The organism is Streptomyces racemochromogenes (assembly GCF_044129415.1).
Lineage (GTDB): Bacteria > Actinomycetota > Actinomycetes > Streptomycetales > Streptomycetaceae > Streptomyces > Streptomyces racemochromogenes_A.
Map to the genome: position 1 here is coordinate 1 of NZ_JBBDHD010000006.1, position 16,630 is coordinate 16,630.

Sequence of the window (16,630 nt, forward strand, 5' to 3'; positions counted from 1 at the left end):
GGGGGGGGGGGGGGCGGGGGGGGGGGGGGGGGCGGGGGGGGGGGGGGGCGGGGGGGGGGGGGGGGGTATGAGCGGGGGGGGGGGGGGGGGGGGGGGCGGGCCCCCCCACGACGTTCCCGGCCCGCCCGAACACCAGCGGGTAGTAGTCGTCCGCGTACGTCCCCCAGGTCAGCCAGCACGCGCTGAGCAGCAGTTCCCCGGCCGTCGCGTCGGGGTCGATACCCGCCGCGCAGAGGGCGAAGTCGAAGCCGCGCACCTTGTCTTCGGTCCAGATCACCGAGCCCGGGTCGCCGGGTTGCGGAGCCAGCAGCCCCATCCTGCGGGCCCACTCCACCGAACCCTCGCGCGCGTGCGCGAGGTGCGGGCTGAGGGACACCTCGAAGGGCAGGCTCAGCTCGGGGATCACCGAGGGGCCGGTGTGCTCGAAGGGGGTGAAGGAGAAGGAGCGGCCGCGCATCTCCATGGACCGCCGGGTGAAGACCGAGCCCAGGTCGAAGGCGCTGGTACCGAGCCCGCTCGGCAGGAAGGGCAGGGACAGCCGGGCGGTGGGCCTGGCCCCCTCGTTCATGTAGCGGCTGGAGACCATGTGCCACTCGTGCCCGCCGGACTGCCAGTCCTGGAGCCCCTTGACGTAGGCGAGGACGGCCGCGATCTCGTCCGGGGCGAGGGCGTGGTCGGCGAAGAGCGGGGGGAGTTCGGCGAGCGCGGTCTGCTCGAACTGCAGGAGGCGGGAGGTGATCAGGTCGTTGGAGATCTCGGCGGCCTCCTGGGTGGAGCAGCCGAGGAAGGTCTCCAGCACCAGGACGGCGTTCGACAGCTCGCCCTCGTCGGTGACCTCCCGCTGGTAGGAGAAGATGTCGTTGCGGACGTGCACGGCGTCGGAGAAGGCGTCGCGCAGGACGCCCAGCGGCCGCGAGTGCGCCACGCGCGCCGGCACCTCGGCGGCCACGTACTCCACCAGCCCGGCGGACCAGGGCGCCCCGCCCACCTTCCGCCGCATCTCGATGTACTCAAGGGGGTTGGCCACGCGGCCGATGCCGATGTTGGCCAGCTCCCACATGGACTCGTCGAGCAGGTTCTTCGTGGACAGCGAGAACCGCTCCCGCCAGTCGGCCGACATGGCCGGGACGGTCCGCGCCCACAGGTCGGCGAGCCCCGCCTCCACGGGGTTGGCCGCTTCGGGGAAACCTTCCGCCAGGTCCGTCGGCATGAAGGCGGCGAGCCGGTCGAGGTAGGCCCGGGCCCCGTCGCGGTCCTGGGAGCGCTTGAACATCTCCAGGAAATGGTCGTCGAAGAAGAACACCCACACGTACCAGTCGGTGACCAGCGACAGCGCCTCGCCGTCGCAGTCCGGATGCGTGTACGAGCAGAGCAGGGCGTAGTCGTGCGAGTCGAGGTCCCGCTCCTCCCACACCCCGGACCCCTCCAGCATCCCGAGCGCCCGGGCCCACCGCTTGCTGTGGGCCCGGGCCTCCTCCAGGTGGGGGTTCAGCCGCGCCGGATACGGCACGTAGAACTCCGGCAGGTGAAACGGCTGCTGCGTCACGGCGGGGCGGGCCTTTCGTCCGGGTCACGGGGCCCGGCCGACCCGGCCCCCGCACGAGATCAGCACTGCCCTACCCCCGCCACCCCGGGGACATGGCGGATTTCACCCCATCAGGTGAAGCAGGTGAAGCCCGCCGCGTTCCCGGCCGGGCTATTCCGCCTCCGCCTCCAGGTTGCCCTCCGTGTCCAGGTAGACCTGGCGGAGGGATTCGAGGATCTGGGGGTCCGGCTTTTCCCACATGCCGCGGGACTCGGCCTCCAGGAGGCGTTCCGCGATGCCGTGGAGGGCCCAGGGGTTGGCCTCCTCCAGGAAGGCGCGGTTGGTGGGGTCGAGGACGTACGTTTCCGTGAGCTTGTCGTACATCCAGTCCGCCACGACGCCGGTCGTGGCGTCGTAGCCGAAGAGGTAGTCGACCGTCGCCGCGAGTTCGAAGGCGCCCTTGTAGCCGTGGCGGCGCATCGCCTCGATCCACTTGGGGTTGACGACGCGGGCGCGGAAGACGCGGCTGGTCTCTTCCACCAGGGTGCGGGTCTTGACCGTTTCCGGGCGGGTGGAGTCGCCGATGTAGGCCTCGGGGGCCGTGCCGCGCAGGGCGCGGACCGTGGCCACCATGCCGCCGTGGTACTGGAAGTAGTCGTCCGAGTCCGCGATGTCGTGCTCGCGGGTGTCCGTGTTCTTCGCGGCGACCGTGATGCGCTTGTAGGCCGTCTCCATCTCCGTGCGGGCGGGCCGTCCTTCGAGGCCGCGGCCGTAGGCGTAGCCGCCCCAGACCGTGTAGACCTCCGCGAGGTCGGCGTCGGTGCGCCAGTCGCGGGAGTCGATCAGCTGGAGGATGCCCGCGCCGTAGGTGCCCGGGCGGGAGCCGAAGATGCGGGTGGTGGCCTTGCGTTCGTCGCCGTGGGCGGCGAGGTCGGCCTGGGCGTGCGCCCGGACGAAGTTCTCGGTGTGCGGTTCGTCCAGGGAGGCCGCCAGGCGGACCGCGTCGTCGAGGAGGCCGATGACGTGCGGGAACGCGTCGCGGAAGAAGCCCGAGATGCGCAGGGTCACGTCGATTCGGGGGCGGGCGAGTTCGGAGAGGGGGATGGCCTCGATGCCTGTCACGCGGCGCGAGGCCTCGTCCCAGACCGGACGGACGCCGAGGAGGGCCAGGGCCTCCGCCACGTCGTCGCCGGCCGTGCGCATCGCGCTCGTGCCCCAGAGGGACAGGCCGACCGAGGCGGGCCACTCGTCGTCGTGGTCCGCGCGGTAGCGGGCCAGGAGGGAGTCGGCCAGGGCCTGGCCCGTTTCCCACGCGAGGCGGGACGGGACGGCCTTGGGGTCGACGGAGTAGAAGTTGCGGCCCGTCGGGAGGACGTTGACCAGGCCGCGGAGCGGGGAGCCGGACGGGCCGGCCGGGACGAAGCCGCCGTCCAGGGCGCGGACGACGTGGGCGATCTCGTCCGTGGTGCCGGCCAGGCGGGGGACGACCTCGGTCGCGGCGAAGGTGAGGATGTCGGCGACGGCCCGGGGGTGGCCCGCCGCGGTCGAGGCGACCGCCTCCGGGGCCCAGTTCGCGTCCTCCATCGCCTGGACCAGGGCGCGGGCCGTCTCCTCGACGGTGTCGGCCGCGGTGCGGGTGGCCGCCGACTCGTCGAGGCCGAGGGCCTCGCGCAGGCCCGGCAGGGCGGAGGTGCCGCCCCAGATCTGGCGGGCGCGCAGGATCGACAGGACCAGGTTGACCCGGGCCTCACCGGTCGGGGCGCCGCCCAGGACGTGCAGGCCGTCGCGGATCTGGGCGTCCTTGACCTCGCACAGCCAGCCGTCGACGTGGAGGAGGAAGTCGTCGAAGCCGTCGTCGTCCGGGCGCTCCTCCAGGCCCAGGTCGTGGTCGAGCTTCGCGGCCTGGATCAGGGTCCAGATCTGGGCGCGGATCGCGGGGAGCTTGGAGGGGTCCATGGAGCTGATCTGGGCGTACTCGTCCAGGTGCTGCTCCAGGCGGGCGATGTCGCCGTACGACTCGGCGCGCGCCATCGGCGGGACCAGGTGGTCGACCAGGGTCGCGTGCACCCGGCGCTTGGCCTGGGTGCCCTCGCCCGGGTCGTTGACCAGGAAGGGGTAGACCAGGGGCAGGTCGCCGAGGGCCGCGTCGGGGGAGCAGGAGGCGGACAGGCCCGCGTTCTTGCCGGGCAGCCACTCCAGGTTGCCGTGCTTGCCCAGGTGGATCATCGCGTCGGCGCCGAAGCCGCCGTCCGCCGCGGCCGCCTGGATCCAGCGGTACGCGGCCAGGTAGTGGTGCGAGGGCGGCAGGTCCGGGTCGTGGTAGATCGCGATCGGGTTCTCGCCGAAGCCGCGCGGCGGCTGGATCAGGATGAGGAGGTTCCCGCGCCGCAGGGCCGCCAGGACGATGTCGCCCTCGGGGTTGGCGGAGCGGTCCACGAACATGTTGCCCGGGGCCTCGCCCCAGTGCTCCTCGACGCTTTCGCGGAGGGCCGCCGGGAGTTCGGCGAACCAGCGCTTGTAGTCGGCGGCCGGGATGCGGACCGGGTTGCGGGCCAGCTGCTCCTCGGTGAGCCAGTCCTGGTCGTGGCCGCCCGCCTCGATCAGGGCGCGGATCAGCTCGTCGCCGTCACCGGAGACCAGGCCGGGGATCTCCTCCACGGGGCCGAAGTCGTAGCCCTCGGCGATCAGCCGGCGCAGCAGCTCCACGGCGCTGGCCGGGGTGTCGAGGCCGACCGCGTTGCCGATGCGGGAGTGCTTCGTGGGGTACGCGGAGAGGACGAGGGCGATCCGCTTGTCCGCGCGTGCGATGTGGCGCAGGCGGGCGTGGCGCACGGCGATGCCGGCCACGCGCGAGGCGCGCTCCGCGTCGGCCACGTAGGCGGGCAGGCCGTCCTCGTCGATCTCCTTGAAGGAGAACGGCACGGTGATCAGCCGGCCGTCGAACTCGGGCACGGCGACCTGGGTGGCGGCGTCGAGGGGGGACAGGCCCTCGTCGTTCTCCTCCCAGTTGCTGCGGGAGCCGGTCAGGCAGAGGGCCTGGAGGATCGGCACGCCGAGCCCGGCCAGCGCGCCCGCGTCCCAGGACTCGTCGTCCCCGCCCGCGGAGGCGGTGGCGGGGCGGGTGCCGCCGGCGGCCAGGACGGTGGTGACGATGGCGTCCGCCGCCTCCAGGGCCTGGAGCAGCTCCGGCTCCGGGGTGCGCAGGGAGGAGACGTACAGGGGGAGGGGACGGCCGCCCTTGGCCTCGATGGCGTCGCAGAGGGCGTGCACGAAGGCGGTGTTGCCGCTCATCTGGTGGGCGCGGTAGTAGAGCACCGCCACCTGCGGGCCGGTGGCCTCGGTGGCGGGGCGCTCCAGGGGGCCCCAGGTGGGGGAGGCGGCCGGGGGCTCGAAGCCGTGGCCGGTGAGCAGGACCGTGTCGGAGAGGAAACGGGCCAGCTGGTCGAGGTTGGCCGGGCCGCCGTGCGCGAGGTAGCGGTGGGCCTCCGCGGCGATGCCGATCGGGACCGTGGAGGCCTCCATCAGCTGGGCGTCCGGGGCCTGTTCGCCGGTCAGGACCACCACGGGGCGGGTCTGGCCCGGGGCGAGGAGCACGTCGAGGCCGTCCTGCCAGGCGCGCAGGCCGCCGAGGAGGCGTACGACGACCAGTTCGGCGCCGTCGAGCAGGCCGGGGAGGTCGTCGAGGGGGAGGCGGGAGGGGTTCGCGAACCGGTACGGCACGGGGCCGTCGGCGGTGTTCGCGGCGCGGGCGCTGAGCAGATCGGTGTCGGACGTCGACAGCAGCAGGATCATGCGGCGGCAGGCCTTCCTCGGGGTTTCCGCGCCCCGGGCAGTGAGGACAGCGGGAGTTCCTGACTCACCCCGCGGATCGCTCCGCGGGGCTCACAGTGGCGGGACCGCGCCGGAATCGCACCGGGCTTCCTCCCATGTCGCCGTCCTCGGCGGTGACGGGCCGAGTGGTCCGCCGGAAGGTCATCTTAGGTGGCCCTTTCCCTGGCCGGGAGGTGGGGTCGGGGTGGGGCCGGTCCGGTGCGGCGCCGCTGCCGGGGCTCTGCCCGATCCGGGGCCCGGAGGGGGCGGGACGGGCAGACCGGCAGCGGAGTTGTCGGGTGCGGGTCCTTCGCCGGGGCTCTGCCCCGGACCCCGCGCCTCAAACGCCGGCGGGGCCGGATCCGGCCGCGTGGTCCGTCGGGGATCCCCTGGTCGGGGTGGCGACGGACACAGGTCGGGGGCGGGGAATCGTGGGTATGCTCGCGGCCATGCCGCCCCAGCCCCCTTCCGCCGCATCGCGGGACGAACCCGTCATACGTGACCGCGGCGACGCCTGCCCCGGCGCGCTGCGGCTGCACGCCGCCGACGACGGGTACCTGGCGCGCGTCCGCATCCCCGGCGGGCTGCTCACCACCCGGCAGGCCCTCGCGCTCGCGGACGCCGCCGACCGGTTCGGCGACGGCCACCTGGAACTCACCTCCCGCGGCAACGTCCAGCTGCGCGGCCTCGCCGACGGCTGTGGCGACGGGCTGGCGCGGCTGCTGGACGGCGCCGGGCTGCTGCCCGCGCCGTCCCACGAGCGGGTGCGCAACATCGTGGCCACCCCGGAGGCCGGTCCCCGAGTCGTGGACCGGGTCCGGGAACTCGACCGGCTGCTGTGCGCCAGTGCGCGGGCGGCCGACCTGTCCGGGCGGTTCCTGTTCGCCCTCGACGACGGGCGCGGGGACGTGGCCGCCCTCGACCCCGACGTCACCCTCCTCGGCGGAGCGGACGGGCCGGTCCTCGTGCGGCTCGGGAGCGGCGTCGGTGCCGTCGAGGTCGATGCCGGCGATGCCGCGCGGGCCGCGCTGTGCGCCGCCGCGTACTTCCTCGACGCGGCCCGTGCGGCCGGGACCCGGGCCTGGCGGGTCGCCGAGCTGCCCCCTGAACACTCCCTGGACGAGGGCGAGTTCGTGCGCCGCCTGGCGGACGCGGGGATCGCGGCCGGGCGCGTGCCCGAGGTGGAGTGGCCGTACGCCGAACCGCCCCGGCCCGGGCGCGTGGGCGCGGCCGGACTGTGCGCACTGCCCCCGCTCGGCCGGCTGGACTCGGCGCAGTGGCGGGTCCTGGCCGAGGCCGCCGGCGGGGAGGGGGAGCTGCGCGTCACCCCGTGGCGCAGCGTCGTCCTCCCGCGCGCGGCAGCCGACGGCGCCGCGCGCGTCGAGTCGGCCGGCCTCGCGGTCCGGCCCGGCAGCCCCTGGCGGTCCGTCACCGCCTGTACCGGCAGGCCCGGTTGTGCCAAGTCCCTCGCGGACGTACGCGCCGACGCGCGAGCCGTCGTGGAGCGGGCGACCGGCGGCCTGCCCGTGCACTGGTCCGGCTGCGCCCGCCGCTGCGGGCATCCGCGCGGCACCGCCTGGGTGGACCTCGTCGCCACCCCCGACGGCTACGAACTCGATGCGCGGCCCGTCCCGCACGCAGACCTCGCGGCCACCCTCACGGCCGCACGCACCACCCCCATAACAACCGAAGCCGCAGTGAAGAAATGAGCGAGTACACCGTGTTCGAGTACGAGAAGGACGGCGCCGCGATCTACCGCCAGTCCTTTGCCACGATCCGCGCCGAGGCGGACCTCTCCGGGCTGCCCGCCTCCGTCGCGCAGGTCGCGGTGCGCATGATTCACGCCTGCGGCATGACCGACCTCCCCCAGGACCTCGGCTACACCCCCGAGGTCGTCCTGCGGGCCCGCGCCGCCCTGCACGCCGGCGCGCCGATCCTGTGCGACGTCCAGATGGTCGCCAGCGGCGTCACCCGCAAGCGGCTGCCCGCCGGCAACGAGGTGGTCTGCACCCTCTCCGACCCGGCCGTACCGGCCCTCGCGGCGAAGCTGGGCACCACCCGCAGCGCCGCCGCCCTCGAAGTCTGGCGCGACCGCGGGCTCCTGGAGAACTCCGTCATCGCCGTCGGCAACGCCCCGACCGCGCTGTTCCGGCTGCTGGAGATGATCGAGGAGGGCGCTCCGCGCCCCGCCGCCGTCATCGGCGTCCCCGTGGGATTCATCGGGGCCGCCGAGTCCAAGGACGCCCTGGCCGCCCACCCCTCGGGCCTCGACCACCTGATCGTGCGGGGCCGGCGCGGCGGCAGCGCCATCGCGGCCGCCGCGGTCAACGCGATCGCGAGCGAGGAAGAATGAGCGAGGCGCAGCAGCACCAGGACCAGGACCAGGCCCGGGTGAAGGGCAAGCTCTACGGGGTCGGGCTCGGGCCCGGCGACCCGTCCCTGATGACCCTGCGGGCCGTCGAGGTGATCGCGCAGGCGGACGTCGTCGCGTACCACAGCGCCCGCCACGGCCGCTCCATCGCCCGCTCGATCGCCGCGAAGCACCTGCGCGCCGACCATGTCGAGGAGCCGCTGGTCTACCCGGTCACCACCGAGACCACCGACCACCCCGGCGGCTACCAGGGCGCGATGGAGGAGTTCTACGAGGCCTCCGCCGCCCGCCTCGCCGCGCACCTCGACGCCGGCCGGACCGTCGCCGTGCTCGCGGAGGGCGACCCGCTCTTCTACGGCTCCTACATGCACATGCACAAGCGGCTCGCCGACCGCTACGAGGCCGAGGTCATCCCCGGCGTCACCTCGGTCAGCGCCGCCGCCGCCCGGCTCGGCACCCCGCTGGTGGAGGGCGAGGAGGTGCTGACCATCCTGCCCGGCACCCTGCCGGAGGAGGAGCTCACCGCCCGCCTGGCCGCCACCGACTCGGCGGTCGTCATGAAGCTCGGCCGTACCTTCCCCGCCGTCCGGCGGGCCATGGAGGGCAGCGGCCGCCTCGCGGAGGCCCGTTACGTCGAACGCGCCACGATGGAGGGCGAACGCACCGGGGTCCTGGCCGACACCGACCCCGACAGCGTCCCGTACTTCGCCGTCGCCGTCGTGCCCAGCCGGATCGGGAACCCGGGCAGCGTGCCGTCGGGGCCCGGCGAGGTCGCCGTCGTCGGCACCGGCCCGGCCGGACCGCTGTGGCTGACCCCGGAGACGAAGCGGGCGCTGGCCGACGCCGAGGTGCTGGTCGGGTACACCACGTACCTGGACCGGGTGCCGGTCAAGCCGGGCCAGGTGCGGCACGGCTCCGACAACAAGGTGGAGTCCGAGCGCGCCGAGTTCGCCCTCGACCTCGCCCGCCGCGGCAAGCGGGTGGCCGTGGTGTCCGGGGGCGACCCCGGCGTCTTCGCGATGGCCACCGCCGTCCTGGAAGTGGCCGGGCAGGCCCCGTACGCGGACGTGCCCGTACGGGTGCTGCCCGGGGTGACGGCGGCCAACGCGGCGGCCGCCGCGGCCGGCGCCCCGCTGGGCCACGACTACGCCACCGTCTCCCTCTCCGACCGGCTCAAGCCGTGGGAGGTCATCGCGGAGCGGCTGCGCGCGGCCGCCGCGGCCGACCTGGTGCTCGCCCTGTACAACCCGGGCTCGCGCAGCCGGACCTGGCAGGTGGCCCAGGCGAAGGAGCTGCTGCTGGAGCTGCGCGCGCCGCAGACCCCGGTGGTGGTGGCGCGGGACGTGGGCGGGCCGGAGCAGTCGGTGCGGATCGTCACGCTGGGCGAACTGGAGCCGTCCGAGGTGGACATGCGGACGATCCTGCTGATCGGGTCCTCGCAGACCCGGGTGACCGAGCGGGCCGACGGGTCCCGGGTGACGTGGACCCCGCGCCGGTACCCGTGACCGCGCGGGCCGCGCGCTGAGCGCGGCGGCCCGCCCCGGGCACACCCGGTGCGGGCCGCCGCCGCGTCCGGCCGGCGCCGTTCAGCCCGGGCAGCCCGCGTAGGCGTCCGGGCAGCCCTGGACCGTCGACGGGTCGACCATGAGCAGCTGCCACGACAGCACCCCGGCCGGCGGTGAGTCGTCCTGCGGCGCGGGGTCGATGTGCGCGGTCGGCGCCGAACCCGGCGGGAGGTTCAGCCGGGTGACCTCACCGGCCGTGCACGACACGTCGAACGAACGGTCCCCCGGGCCGCCTTCACGGGACAGCAGCAGGGTGACCCGGGAGCTCTCCTCGCTGTCACAGGCGATGTCGAAGCGGTACGGGCGCTCCCCGCCGGTCTCCAGCACCTTCTCCATCCCGGACTTGAGGAAGCCCGTCCCCCGCATCGTCACCCGGGCGCCGTCCGTGACGCCCTTCGCCAGGCTCTCGTCGGCCCGCTGGAGCGCGTCGCTGGGCTCCCAGCCCTTGGCCTCGGGCGCCGCACTCCCACCGCACCCCGCGACGAGCGGCGACACGGCGGCGAGGACCAGGGCGAGGACGAGGGGGTGACGTATCCGCATTCCTCCAGCCTAGTGCTGTGACCGGAAAGGTTCACCGCCTCCCTTTTCCGGCCCGCCACCAGGGGTTCCCGCACACGCGCCCGCCCTGCGACGTCACCGCCGCGTGCCGCCGAGCCAGCGCAGGGCCGCCTCCACCGACTCCGCGCACGCCACACCCCGCGGCACCGGCGGGCGGCGCACGACCAGGACCGGGATCCCCGCCTCGCGGGCCGCGGTGAGCTTGGGTGCCGTCGCCTCGCCGCCGCTGTCCTTGGTGACCAGTACGTCGATGCGGTGACGGGCCATCAGCTCCCGTTCCTCCGCCAGCCCGAACGGGCCGCGTGCCAGCAGCGTCTCCATCCGCGGCGGCACCGGCCCCTGCGGCGGGTCGACCGAACGCACCAGGAACCAGGTGCCGGTGAGGTGCGCGAAGGAGTGCAGGCCCGTCCGGCCGGTGGTCAGGAACGCCCGCCCGCCCAGCGAGGGCAGCACGGCGGCCGCCCCCGCGAGGTCGTCGGCGAAGGTCCAGGCGTCGCCCGGCCCCGGGGTCCAGCCGGGCCGGCGCAGCGCCAGCGTCGGCACGCCCGTGAGCGCCTCCGCCCCGGCCGCGTGGAAGCTCATCCGCTCCGCGAACGGGTGCGTGGCGTCCACCACGTGGGTGACCCCGTGCGCCGTGATCCAGCCCGCCAGCCCCTCGACCCCGCCGAAACCGCCGATCCGGGTCTCGCCCGGCGGGAGCACCGGCGAGCCGACCCGGCCCGCGAGGGAGTTCGTCACCCGGTACGAGGACGCGTACGCGGGCTCCCGTGCCAGCGCCTCCGCCAGCCGGCGGGCCTCGGTCGTACCGCCCAGGATCAGGACGTGCCCCGCCCGGCCCGCCGGGACGGCCGGATCAGCAGACATGCCGGTCGCGCTCGGGGGAGTAGAGGTGGCTGTCGCGGAACTGCTCCGCGCCCAGCGTCCGGCCCACCACGATCACGGCGGTGCGCACCAGCCCCGCCTCCTTCACCTGCCCCGCGATGTCGGAGAGGGTTCCGCGCAGGATCAGCTCGTCGGGACGGCTGGCCATCGCCACCACCGCCACCGGGCACTCGGCCCCGTAGTGCGGCAGCAGTTCGTCCACGACCCGGTCCACGTAGCGGGTGGCCAGGTGCAGCACCAGCAGGGCGCCGCTGCGGCCGAGCGTGGCCAGGTCCTCACCGGGCGGCATCGGCGTGGCCTGCTGGGCGATCCGGGTGAGGATCACGGTCTGGCCGACGGTGGGGACGGTCAGCTCCCGCTTGAGCGAGGCCGCCGCCGCCGCGAACGCCGGCACCCCCGGGACGACGTCGTAGGGGATGCCGGCCGCGTCGAGGCGCCGCATCTGCTCGGCGACGGCGCTGAAGATGGAGGGGTCGCCGGAGTGCAGCCGCGCCACGTCCAGGCCCGCCGCGTGGGCCCGTACGCACTCGGCGATGATCTCGTCGAGGTTCAGCTGCGAGGTGTCGACCAGCCGGGCCCCTTCGGGGCACTCGTCGAGCAGCTCACGCGGGACCAGGCTGCCCGCGTAGAGGCAGACGGGGGCGGCGGCGAGGGTACGGGCACCGCGTACGGTGATCAGGTCGGCGGCGCCGGGGCCCGCGCCGATGAAGTACACGGTCATGTCAGTCTCCTTGGGTCTTCGGCTTCGTCACGGAGTCTCGGTCCGCTGCGGCGGCTTCGTCACGGACCACTGCGTGACGGGCATCGCCTGCCGCCAGCCCGTGAAGCCGCCGACCGGCACGGCGTGCGCGACGGCCAGCTTCACCAGTTCGCCGCCGTGGCGCCGGTGCTGTGCGGCGAGGACCGCCTCCGACTCCAGCGTCACGGTGTTGACGACCAGCCGTCCGCCCGGCGCCAGCGCCGCCCAGGCGGCGTCCAGCAGCCCCGGCGCGGTGAGCCCGCCGCCGATGAACACCGCGTCGGGCGCGGCCAGTCCGTCCAGCGCCGCCGGGGCCGCGCCGACGACCACGCGCAGGCCCGGGACGCCGAGGGCCGCCGCGTTGCGGGTGATGCGTGCCGCCCGCTCGGGGACGCGCTCGACGGCCACGGCGCGGCAGGAGGGGTGCGTGCGCATCCACTCGATGCCGATCGAACCCGAGCCGCCGCCGATGTCCCACAGCAGCTCACCGGGGGCGGGGGCCAGCGCGCAGAGGGTCGCGGCGCGGACGTGGCGCTTGGTCAGCTGGCCGTCGTGCTCGTACGCGGCGTCGGGCAGCCCGGGGGTGGCGCCGAGCCGGGGGACCGCCGTGCCCGGATCCCGCCGGCACTCCACGGCCACCACGTTGAGGGGATCGCCGGGCTCGCGCCGCCAGTCGGCCGCGGTGCCCTCGTACGCGTCCTCGCGCTCGGAGCCGAGCTGTTCGAGGACCCGCATCCGGCTCGGTCCGAAGCCCCTCTCCCGCAGCAGGGCGGCGATCGCGTCCGGGGTCCCCGCTCCGGCGCTCAGCACCAGTACCCGCCGCCCCTCGTGCAGCGCGGCCGCCACCCGGGCCACCGGCCGTCCGACCACGGTCACCACCTCGGTGTCCTCCACCGGCCAGCCCAGCCGGGCGCAGGCGTACGAGACGGAGGAGGGGTGCGGATGGACGTGCAGCGCGTCCGGGCCCAGCTCCTCGGCGAGGGCGCGGCCGATCCCGTAGAACATCGGGTCTCCGCTGGCCAGTACCGCGACCCGACGCCCGGCGTGCTCGGCCATCAGCTTCGGCACGGCGGGGCGCAGCGGGCTCGGCCACGCCACCCGCAGCCCGGCGCAGGCGCCGGCCGGGAGCAGGTCCAGCTGCCGGGGCCCGCCGATCAGCACCTCGGCGCCGGACAGCGCGTCCCGGGCGGCGGCGGTGAGCCCGGTCCAGCCGTCGGCCCCGAGGCCGACGACCGCCACGGCTATGGGGGGTGCTGCGGAGCTCACTGCGGTACCTCGGGAACGGGAGAGGGCGGACGCGCGGGACGGACCCGCAGCTTACTGGGGTGCGGCCCCGCCTCCCGTGCCAGGGGTGACCGGCGACGACGCCCCCCGGCGCGGTGACCGCACACCCGCCGCCACCCCCGGCGGGCCCCGTCCCCCGGCGTGCCCCCGTCCGCCCCCGCCACGCCCCCGTCCGCCCCGGAGGGAACCTGCCCGGGCCCGCGCCGGCCGCACCACACTCGGACGATGGACGACACTCCGGACAACCACCCAGCCGGCTCGGACGACGCCCACACGCGCCCCGGCACGGGCCCCCGCCCCCCGGACGGCGAAGGCAGCGGCCCCGACGACGAGGGCCACGACCACGCGGTGGTCCTCGGCGCCGGACCGGCCGGGCTGCTGACGGCCCGGGTCCTCGCGGGGTACTTCCCCCGCGTGACGGTGCTGGAACGGGACGGACTCCCCGACGACGGCCCCGGCTTCCGGCCCGGCGTACCGCAGTCCCGGCACGTGCACGTCCTGTGGTCGCGCGGCATCGAGGTCATGGAGCGGCTGCTCCCGGGGATCACGGCCGAGCTGACCGGGGCGGGCGCGGTCCTCCTGGAGTCGCCGCGCGACTTCCTCTGGCTGAGCCCGGCCGACTGGTTCCAGCCCGTTCCCGGAGCCAGGATGCTGGTCGGGAGCCGTCAGCTGCTCGACTGGACGCTGCGCCGGGCCGTGCGCCGCGACCGCCGCATCGAGGTGCTGGGAGGCCGGGCCGTGACCGGGCTCGTCGCCGGCCCGGACCGCCGTGCGGTCACCGGGGTGACGCTGCGCGACCGCGCCCCGCTGGCCGCCCGTCTCGTGGTCGACGCCACCGGCCGCACCTCCAAGGCGCCCGCCTGGCTCGCCGCCCTCGGCTATCCGGCCCCCGAGGTCACCCGGTACGACTCCCACCTCGGCTATGCCAGCCGCGCCTACGCCCCGCCCGAAGCCCCGCAGGCCGGGCCGGTGGCGCGCCGCTGGCGGGGGATGTACGTCCAGGGCCGCCCCGAGAGCCCGCGCGGCGGCGTGCTGGTGCCGCAGGAGGACGGCAGCTGGCTGGTCACCCTCCTCGGCAACGGGGAGCACGTCCCGCCCACCAGGGACCCGGAGTTCCTGGAGTTCGCCCGCAGCCTGCGCAGCCCCGCCCTCTACGAGGCCATCCGCGACGCCGAACCGCTGTCCGAACCGACCGGGTTCCGGGCCACCGCCAACGAGTGGCGCCACTACGAGCGGATGGACCGCTGGCCCGAGGGGCTCCTCGTCGTCGGTGACGCCGCCTGCCGCTTCAACCCCGTGTACGGCCACGGCATGAGCGTCGCCGCCGGCGCCGCGCACGCCCTGGACTCGGCCCTGGCCGGCCTGCCCGCCCACCGCGTCCCCGCCGAGGCCCGCGCCCTCCAGCGGCGTACGGCGGAGGCCGCCGCCGTCGCCTGGCAGATCGCCACGAGCGAGGACCTCCGCTACCCCTGGACCGAGGGCCCGCCACCCGACCGGGCGACGCGCGTCCTCCAGCGGTACATGTCCCGCGTGATGGCCGGCGCCAACACGGACCCGGCCATCTCGGGCCCGTTCTTCGGGGTCCTGTCCCTGTCCGCCCCGCCGAACACCCTCCTCGCGCCCGGCACCGTGCTCCGCGTCCTGTCGAAGTGGCGCCTGCCCACCGCCCCCGACGCCCCGCCCTACCCGCCCCACCACGCGGGGTAGGAACCGGCCGTACGGGGCCCGGCCGCCGCGCGGGGTCTGGGCCTGTCGTCAGCCGCGCGCGGCCCGCTCGTACAACGCCCGTACGCGGTCCCCGAAGCAGCTGCTGTACGAGGTGGTCTCGTCCCCGCCGCCGTCCCGTCCGCCGATGACCCCGATCAGGGTGTTCCCGGCGCTCAGCACGGGACCGCCGCTGGTCCCGTTGGGGACGTCCGCGCAGTCGAAGCGCAGCTGGGTCGGCCCGTCGGCCACGGCCGTCCCGGAACAGCCCAGCGGCCGTTCGCTGTCGTTCGGATACCCCACCAGCCGGGCCGGGACCGGCAGCTGCCGGCCGAAGGCGACGGGGTGCGCCCCCGTGACGTCCTCCAGCCGCTGCCCGGGGTGCCCGGCGCGGCGCACCCGTATGAAGGCCACGTCGACATCGGGGTCGGAGTCCCGCACCCAGCGCGGGTCCACGTCGATCCGGGTGGGCACCCACACCCCGTAGGGCGCCTTCCCCTCCTCGTACCCCGGCACGAAGGCCAGGTTGTTCCGGAACCCGCCGGCGTACACGCAGTGGGCGGCGGTGACGACGAGGTCCCCGCCGGCGGAGTGCACCACGCTCCCGGAGCAGTGGTGGTCGTCGTCCCAGTCCGGGCCGGGGGAGAACAGCGCCCCGATCGCGGGCTCCGCGGGCACGTCCCGCGCCTCCAGCGGGTCGGAGGGCTTCCAGTCGCCCTCGGCGAAGCCCCGTACGGGCGGCTCCGCCCGCGGGCCGCCTTCGACGAGCTTCTCCAGGACTCCGGCGGCGGCCTCGTCGGCGAGCGCGGCGTCCTGTACGTACCGCCCCTGCTCGCCGTCCCCCCGGGCGAGGGTCCCCATCCGGCCCAGGCCGAAGGCGACCCCGGCGGCCACCAGGGCGCAGCACACCCCGGCCAGCACGCAGACCCGTACGGCCCTGCCCGTCATCGCGCCACTCCCGCCACCGCCGAGGACCACCCGTCAACCCCCGGAACGGGCGGCGGCCGCCGCGGGTTCCCGGCCGGAACGTGCCCCTCCTCACACCGCACCCCGTACGGCCATCCCCGGGCCTTCCCCTCTTCACCCGACTCCCCTACGCTCCAGGCGCCTTACCCATCGGTAACCAGGGGAGCCACCCACCCATGCCCATCCGCACCCGTCTCCGCGCGGCAGCCGCCCTGCTGACCGCGGCCCTCGCGGCCCTCGCCGTGTCCGCCGGCCCCGCCACGGCCTCGACCGGCGATCTGCGCTACTCCGCGTCCACCGGAGTGGGCGTGCACAACGCCTACGAGAAGACCAAGTACCCCTATCTCGCGGACGCCCTGGACTCGGGCGCCGCGATGCTGGAGCTGGACGTCTGGACCAACTTCTTCGGCAGCGGCTGGCGCGTCTCCCACGACAACCCGTTCGGCAACAACAGCAACTGCGAGAACGCCACCACCCCGGCCCAGCTGCGCACGAAGTCCCGCGACCAGAACCTCGCGGGCTGCCTCTCCGACATCCGCAGCTGGCACGACGCCCACCCCGGGCACCGTCCGATCGTCCTGAAGCTGGAACTGAAGGACGGCTTCGCCGCGAACCTGGGCCGCGGCCCCGCCGCCCTCGACAGCCTCCTCACCGCGAAGCTCGGCGACGCCCTCTACACCCCGGGCCGGCTCGCCGCCGGCCGCCCGGACCTCGACTCGGCCGCCCGCGCCGACGCCTGGCCGACCCGCGCGCAGATGGCGGGCACGTTCCTCGTCGAACTCATCCCCGGCACGGTCGAGGAGGGCAACGCGGCGGACAAGCTCTGGACGGACCGCGAGTACGCCGAGCACCTGCGCACCCACCTCGCCACGGCCGCCGCCTTCCCCGCGGTCCACCGCGCCGAACCGGGCGACCCCCGCAACCGCTACGCGGACCCGGCCCTGCGCCCCTGGTTCGTGGTCTTCGACGGCGACGCGGCAGCCTACGCCTCGGGCACGATCGACACGTCCTGGTACGACCGCAACCACTACCTCCTGATCGCCACGGACGCCCAGAACGTCGCCCCGGCGATCGACGCGGTCCACCCCACCGAGGCCCAGGCCCGCGACCGGGTGGCCCTGATGGCGGGCCACCACGCCTCGATCACCTCCGCGGACTGGTACCCCCTGCCCGCGGTCCTCTCCACCGTCCTGCCCCGCGGCTGAGCCTTCCGGCCGCACGGCGAC

At 75.3% G+C, this 16,630-nt stretch carries 12 protein-coding genes and 1 riboswitch; of the genes, 5 read left to right on the top strand and 7 right to left on the bottom strand.

Features of this window, described 5'->3' with window-relative positions:
• A partial coding sequence (locus WDV06_RS03780) for a terpene synthase family protein (protein WP_395508152.1) occupies positions 1–1,546 on the bottom strand: 1,546 nt, incomplete at its 3' end.
• 150 nt (positions 1,547–1,696) lie between these two features.
• A complete protein-coding gene (gene cobN, locus WDV06_RS03785; RefSeq protein ID WP_395508153.1) occupies positions 1,697–5,317 on the bottom strand; it encodes a cobaltochelatase subunit CobN in 3,621 nt (1,206 codons plus the stop codon).
• Positions 5,318–5,370: 53 nt separating this feature from the next.
• A riboswitch (cobalamin riboswitch) is annotated at positions 5,371–5,449 on the bottom strand.
• Positions 5,450–5,784: 335 nt separating this feature from the next.
• On the opposite strand from cobN, the gene WDV06_RS03790 reads away from it, so the two are divergent.
• Genes WDV06_RS03790 through WDV06_RS03800 form a run of 3 tightly spaced genes read left to right on the top strand, consistent with a single transcriptional unit; the run spans position 5,785 to position 9,211 of the window.
• Positions 5,785–7,044, top strand: coding sequence for a cobalamin biosynthesis protein CobG (locus tag WDV06_RS03790; protein WP_395508154.1), 1,260 nt, complete (start codon positions 5,785–5,787; stop codon positions 7,042–7,044).
• On the top strand, positions 7,041–7,688 hold the full coding sequence (locus WDV06_RS03795) for a precorrin-8X methylmutase (protein WP_395508155.1): 648 nt from the start codon (positions 7,041–7,043) through the stop codon (positions 7,686–7,688). The genes WDV06_RS03790 and WDV06_RS03795 overlap by 4 nt, the downstream gene beginning before the upstream one ends.
• Positions 7,685–9,211: a precorrin-2 C(20)-methyltransferase gene (locus WDV06_RS03800; protein WP_395508156.1), complete on the top strand. Its 1,527-nt coding sequence runs from the start codon at positions 7,685–7,687 to the stop codon at positions 9,209–9,211. The genes WDV06_RS03795 and WDV06_RS03800 overlap by 4 nt, the downstream gene beginning before the upstream one ends.
• 81 nt (positions 9,212–9,292) lie before the next feature.
• On the opposite strand, the gene WDV06_RS03805 is transcribed toward WDV06_RS03800, so the two are convergent.
• From WDV06_RS03805 to cbiE, 4 genes are all read right to left on the bottom strand, one after another.
• Positions 9,293–9,811 (bottom strand): hypothetical protein, encoded by a 519-nt coding sequence (locus tag WDV06_RS03805; protein ID WP_395508157.1) that lies wholly within the window; start codon positions 9,809–9,811, stop codon positions 9,293–9,295.
• Between the two features lie 93 nt (positions 9,812–9,904).
• Positions 9,905–10,693: a cobalt-precorrin-6A reductase gene (locus WDV06_RS03810; RefSeq protein WP_395508158.1), complete on the bottom strand. Its 789-nt coding sequence runs from the start codon at positions 10,691–10,693 to the stop codon at positions 9,905–9,907.
• A complete protein-coding gene (gene cobM / locus WDV06_RS03815) occupies positions 10,683–11,432 on the bottom strand; it encodes a precorrin-4 C(11)-methyltransferase (RefSeq protein WP_395508159.1) in 750 nt (249 codons plus the stop codon). The genes WDV06_RS03810 and cobM overlap by 11 nt, the downstream gene beginning before the upstream one ends.
• A 27-nt stretch (positions 11,433–11,459) precedes the next feature.
• Entirely contained in the window at positions 11,460–12,716 is a 1,257-nt protein-coding gene (gene cbiE, locus WDV06_RS03820; protein ID WP_395508160.1) for a precorrin-6y C5,15-methyltransferase (decarboxylating) subunit CbiE, read from the bottom strand.
• 243 nt (positions 12,717–12,959) lie between these two features.
• Between cbiE and WDV06_RS03825 the strand changes: the two genes are divergently transcribed.
• Positions 12,960–14,441, top strand: a complete 1,482-nt coding sequence (locus WDV06_RS03825) for an FAD-dependent oxidoreductase (protein WP_395508161.1) — start codon at positions 12,960–12,962, stop codon at positions 14,439–14,441.
• A gap of 48 nt (positions 14,442–14,489) precedes the next feature.
• Here the strand turns inward: WDV06_RS03825 and WDV06_RS03830 are convergent, their stop codons facing one another.
• On the bottom strand, positions 14,490–15,386 hold the full coding sequence (locus tag WDV06_RS03830; RefSeq protein WP_395508162.1) for a trypsin-like serine peptidase: 897 nt from the start codon (positions 15,384–15,386) through the stop codon (positions 14,490–14,492).
• Between the two features lie 194 nt (positions 15,387–15,580).
• On the opposite strand from WDV06_RS03830, the gene WDV06_RS03835 reads away from it, so the two are divergent.
• Positions 15,581–16,609: a phosphatidylinositol-specific phospholipase C domain-containing protein gene (locus WDV06_RS03835; RefSeq protein ID WP_395508163.1), complete on the top strand. Its 1,029-nt coding sequence runs from the start codon at positions 15,581–15,583 to the stop codon at positions 16,607–16,609.
• Positions 16,610–16,630: the final 21 nt, after the last annotated feature.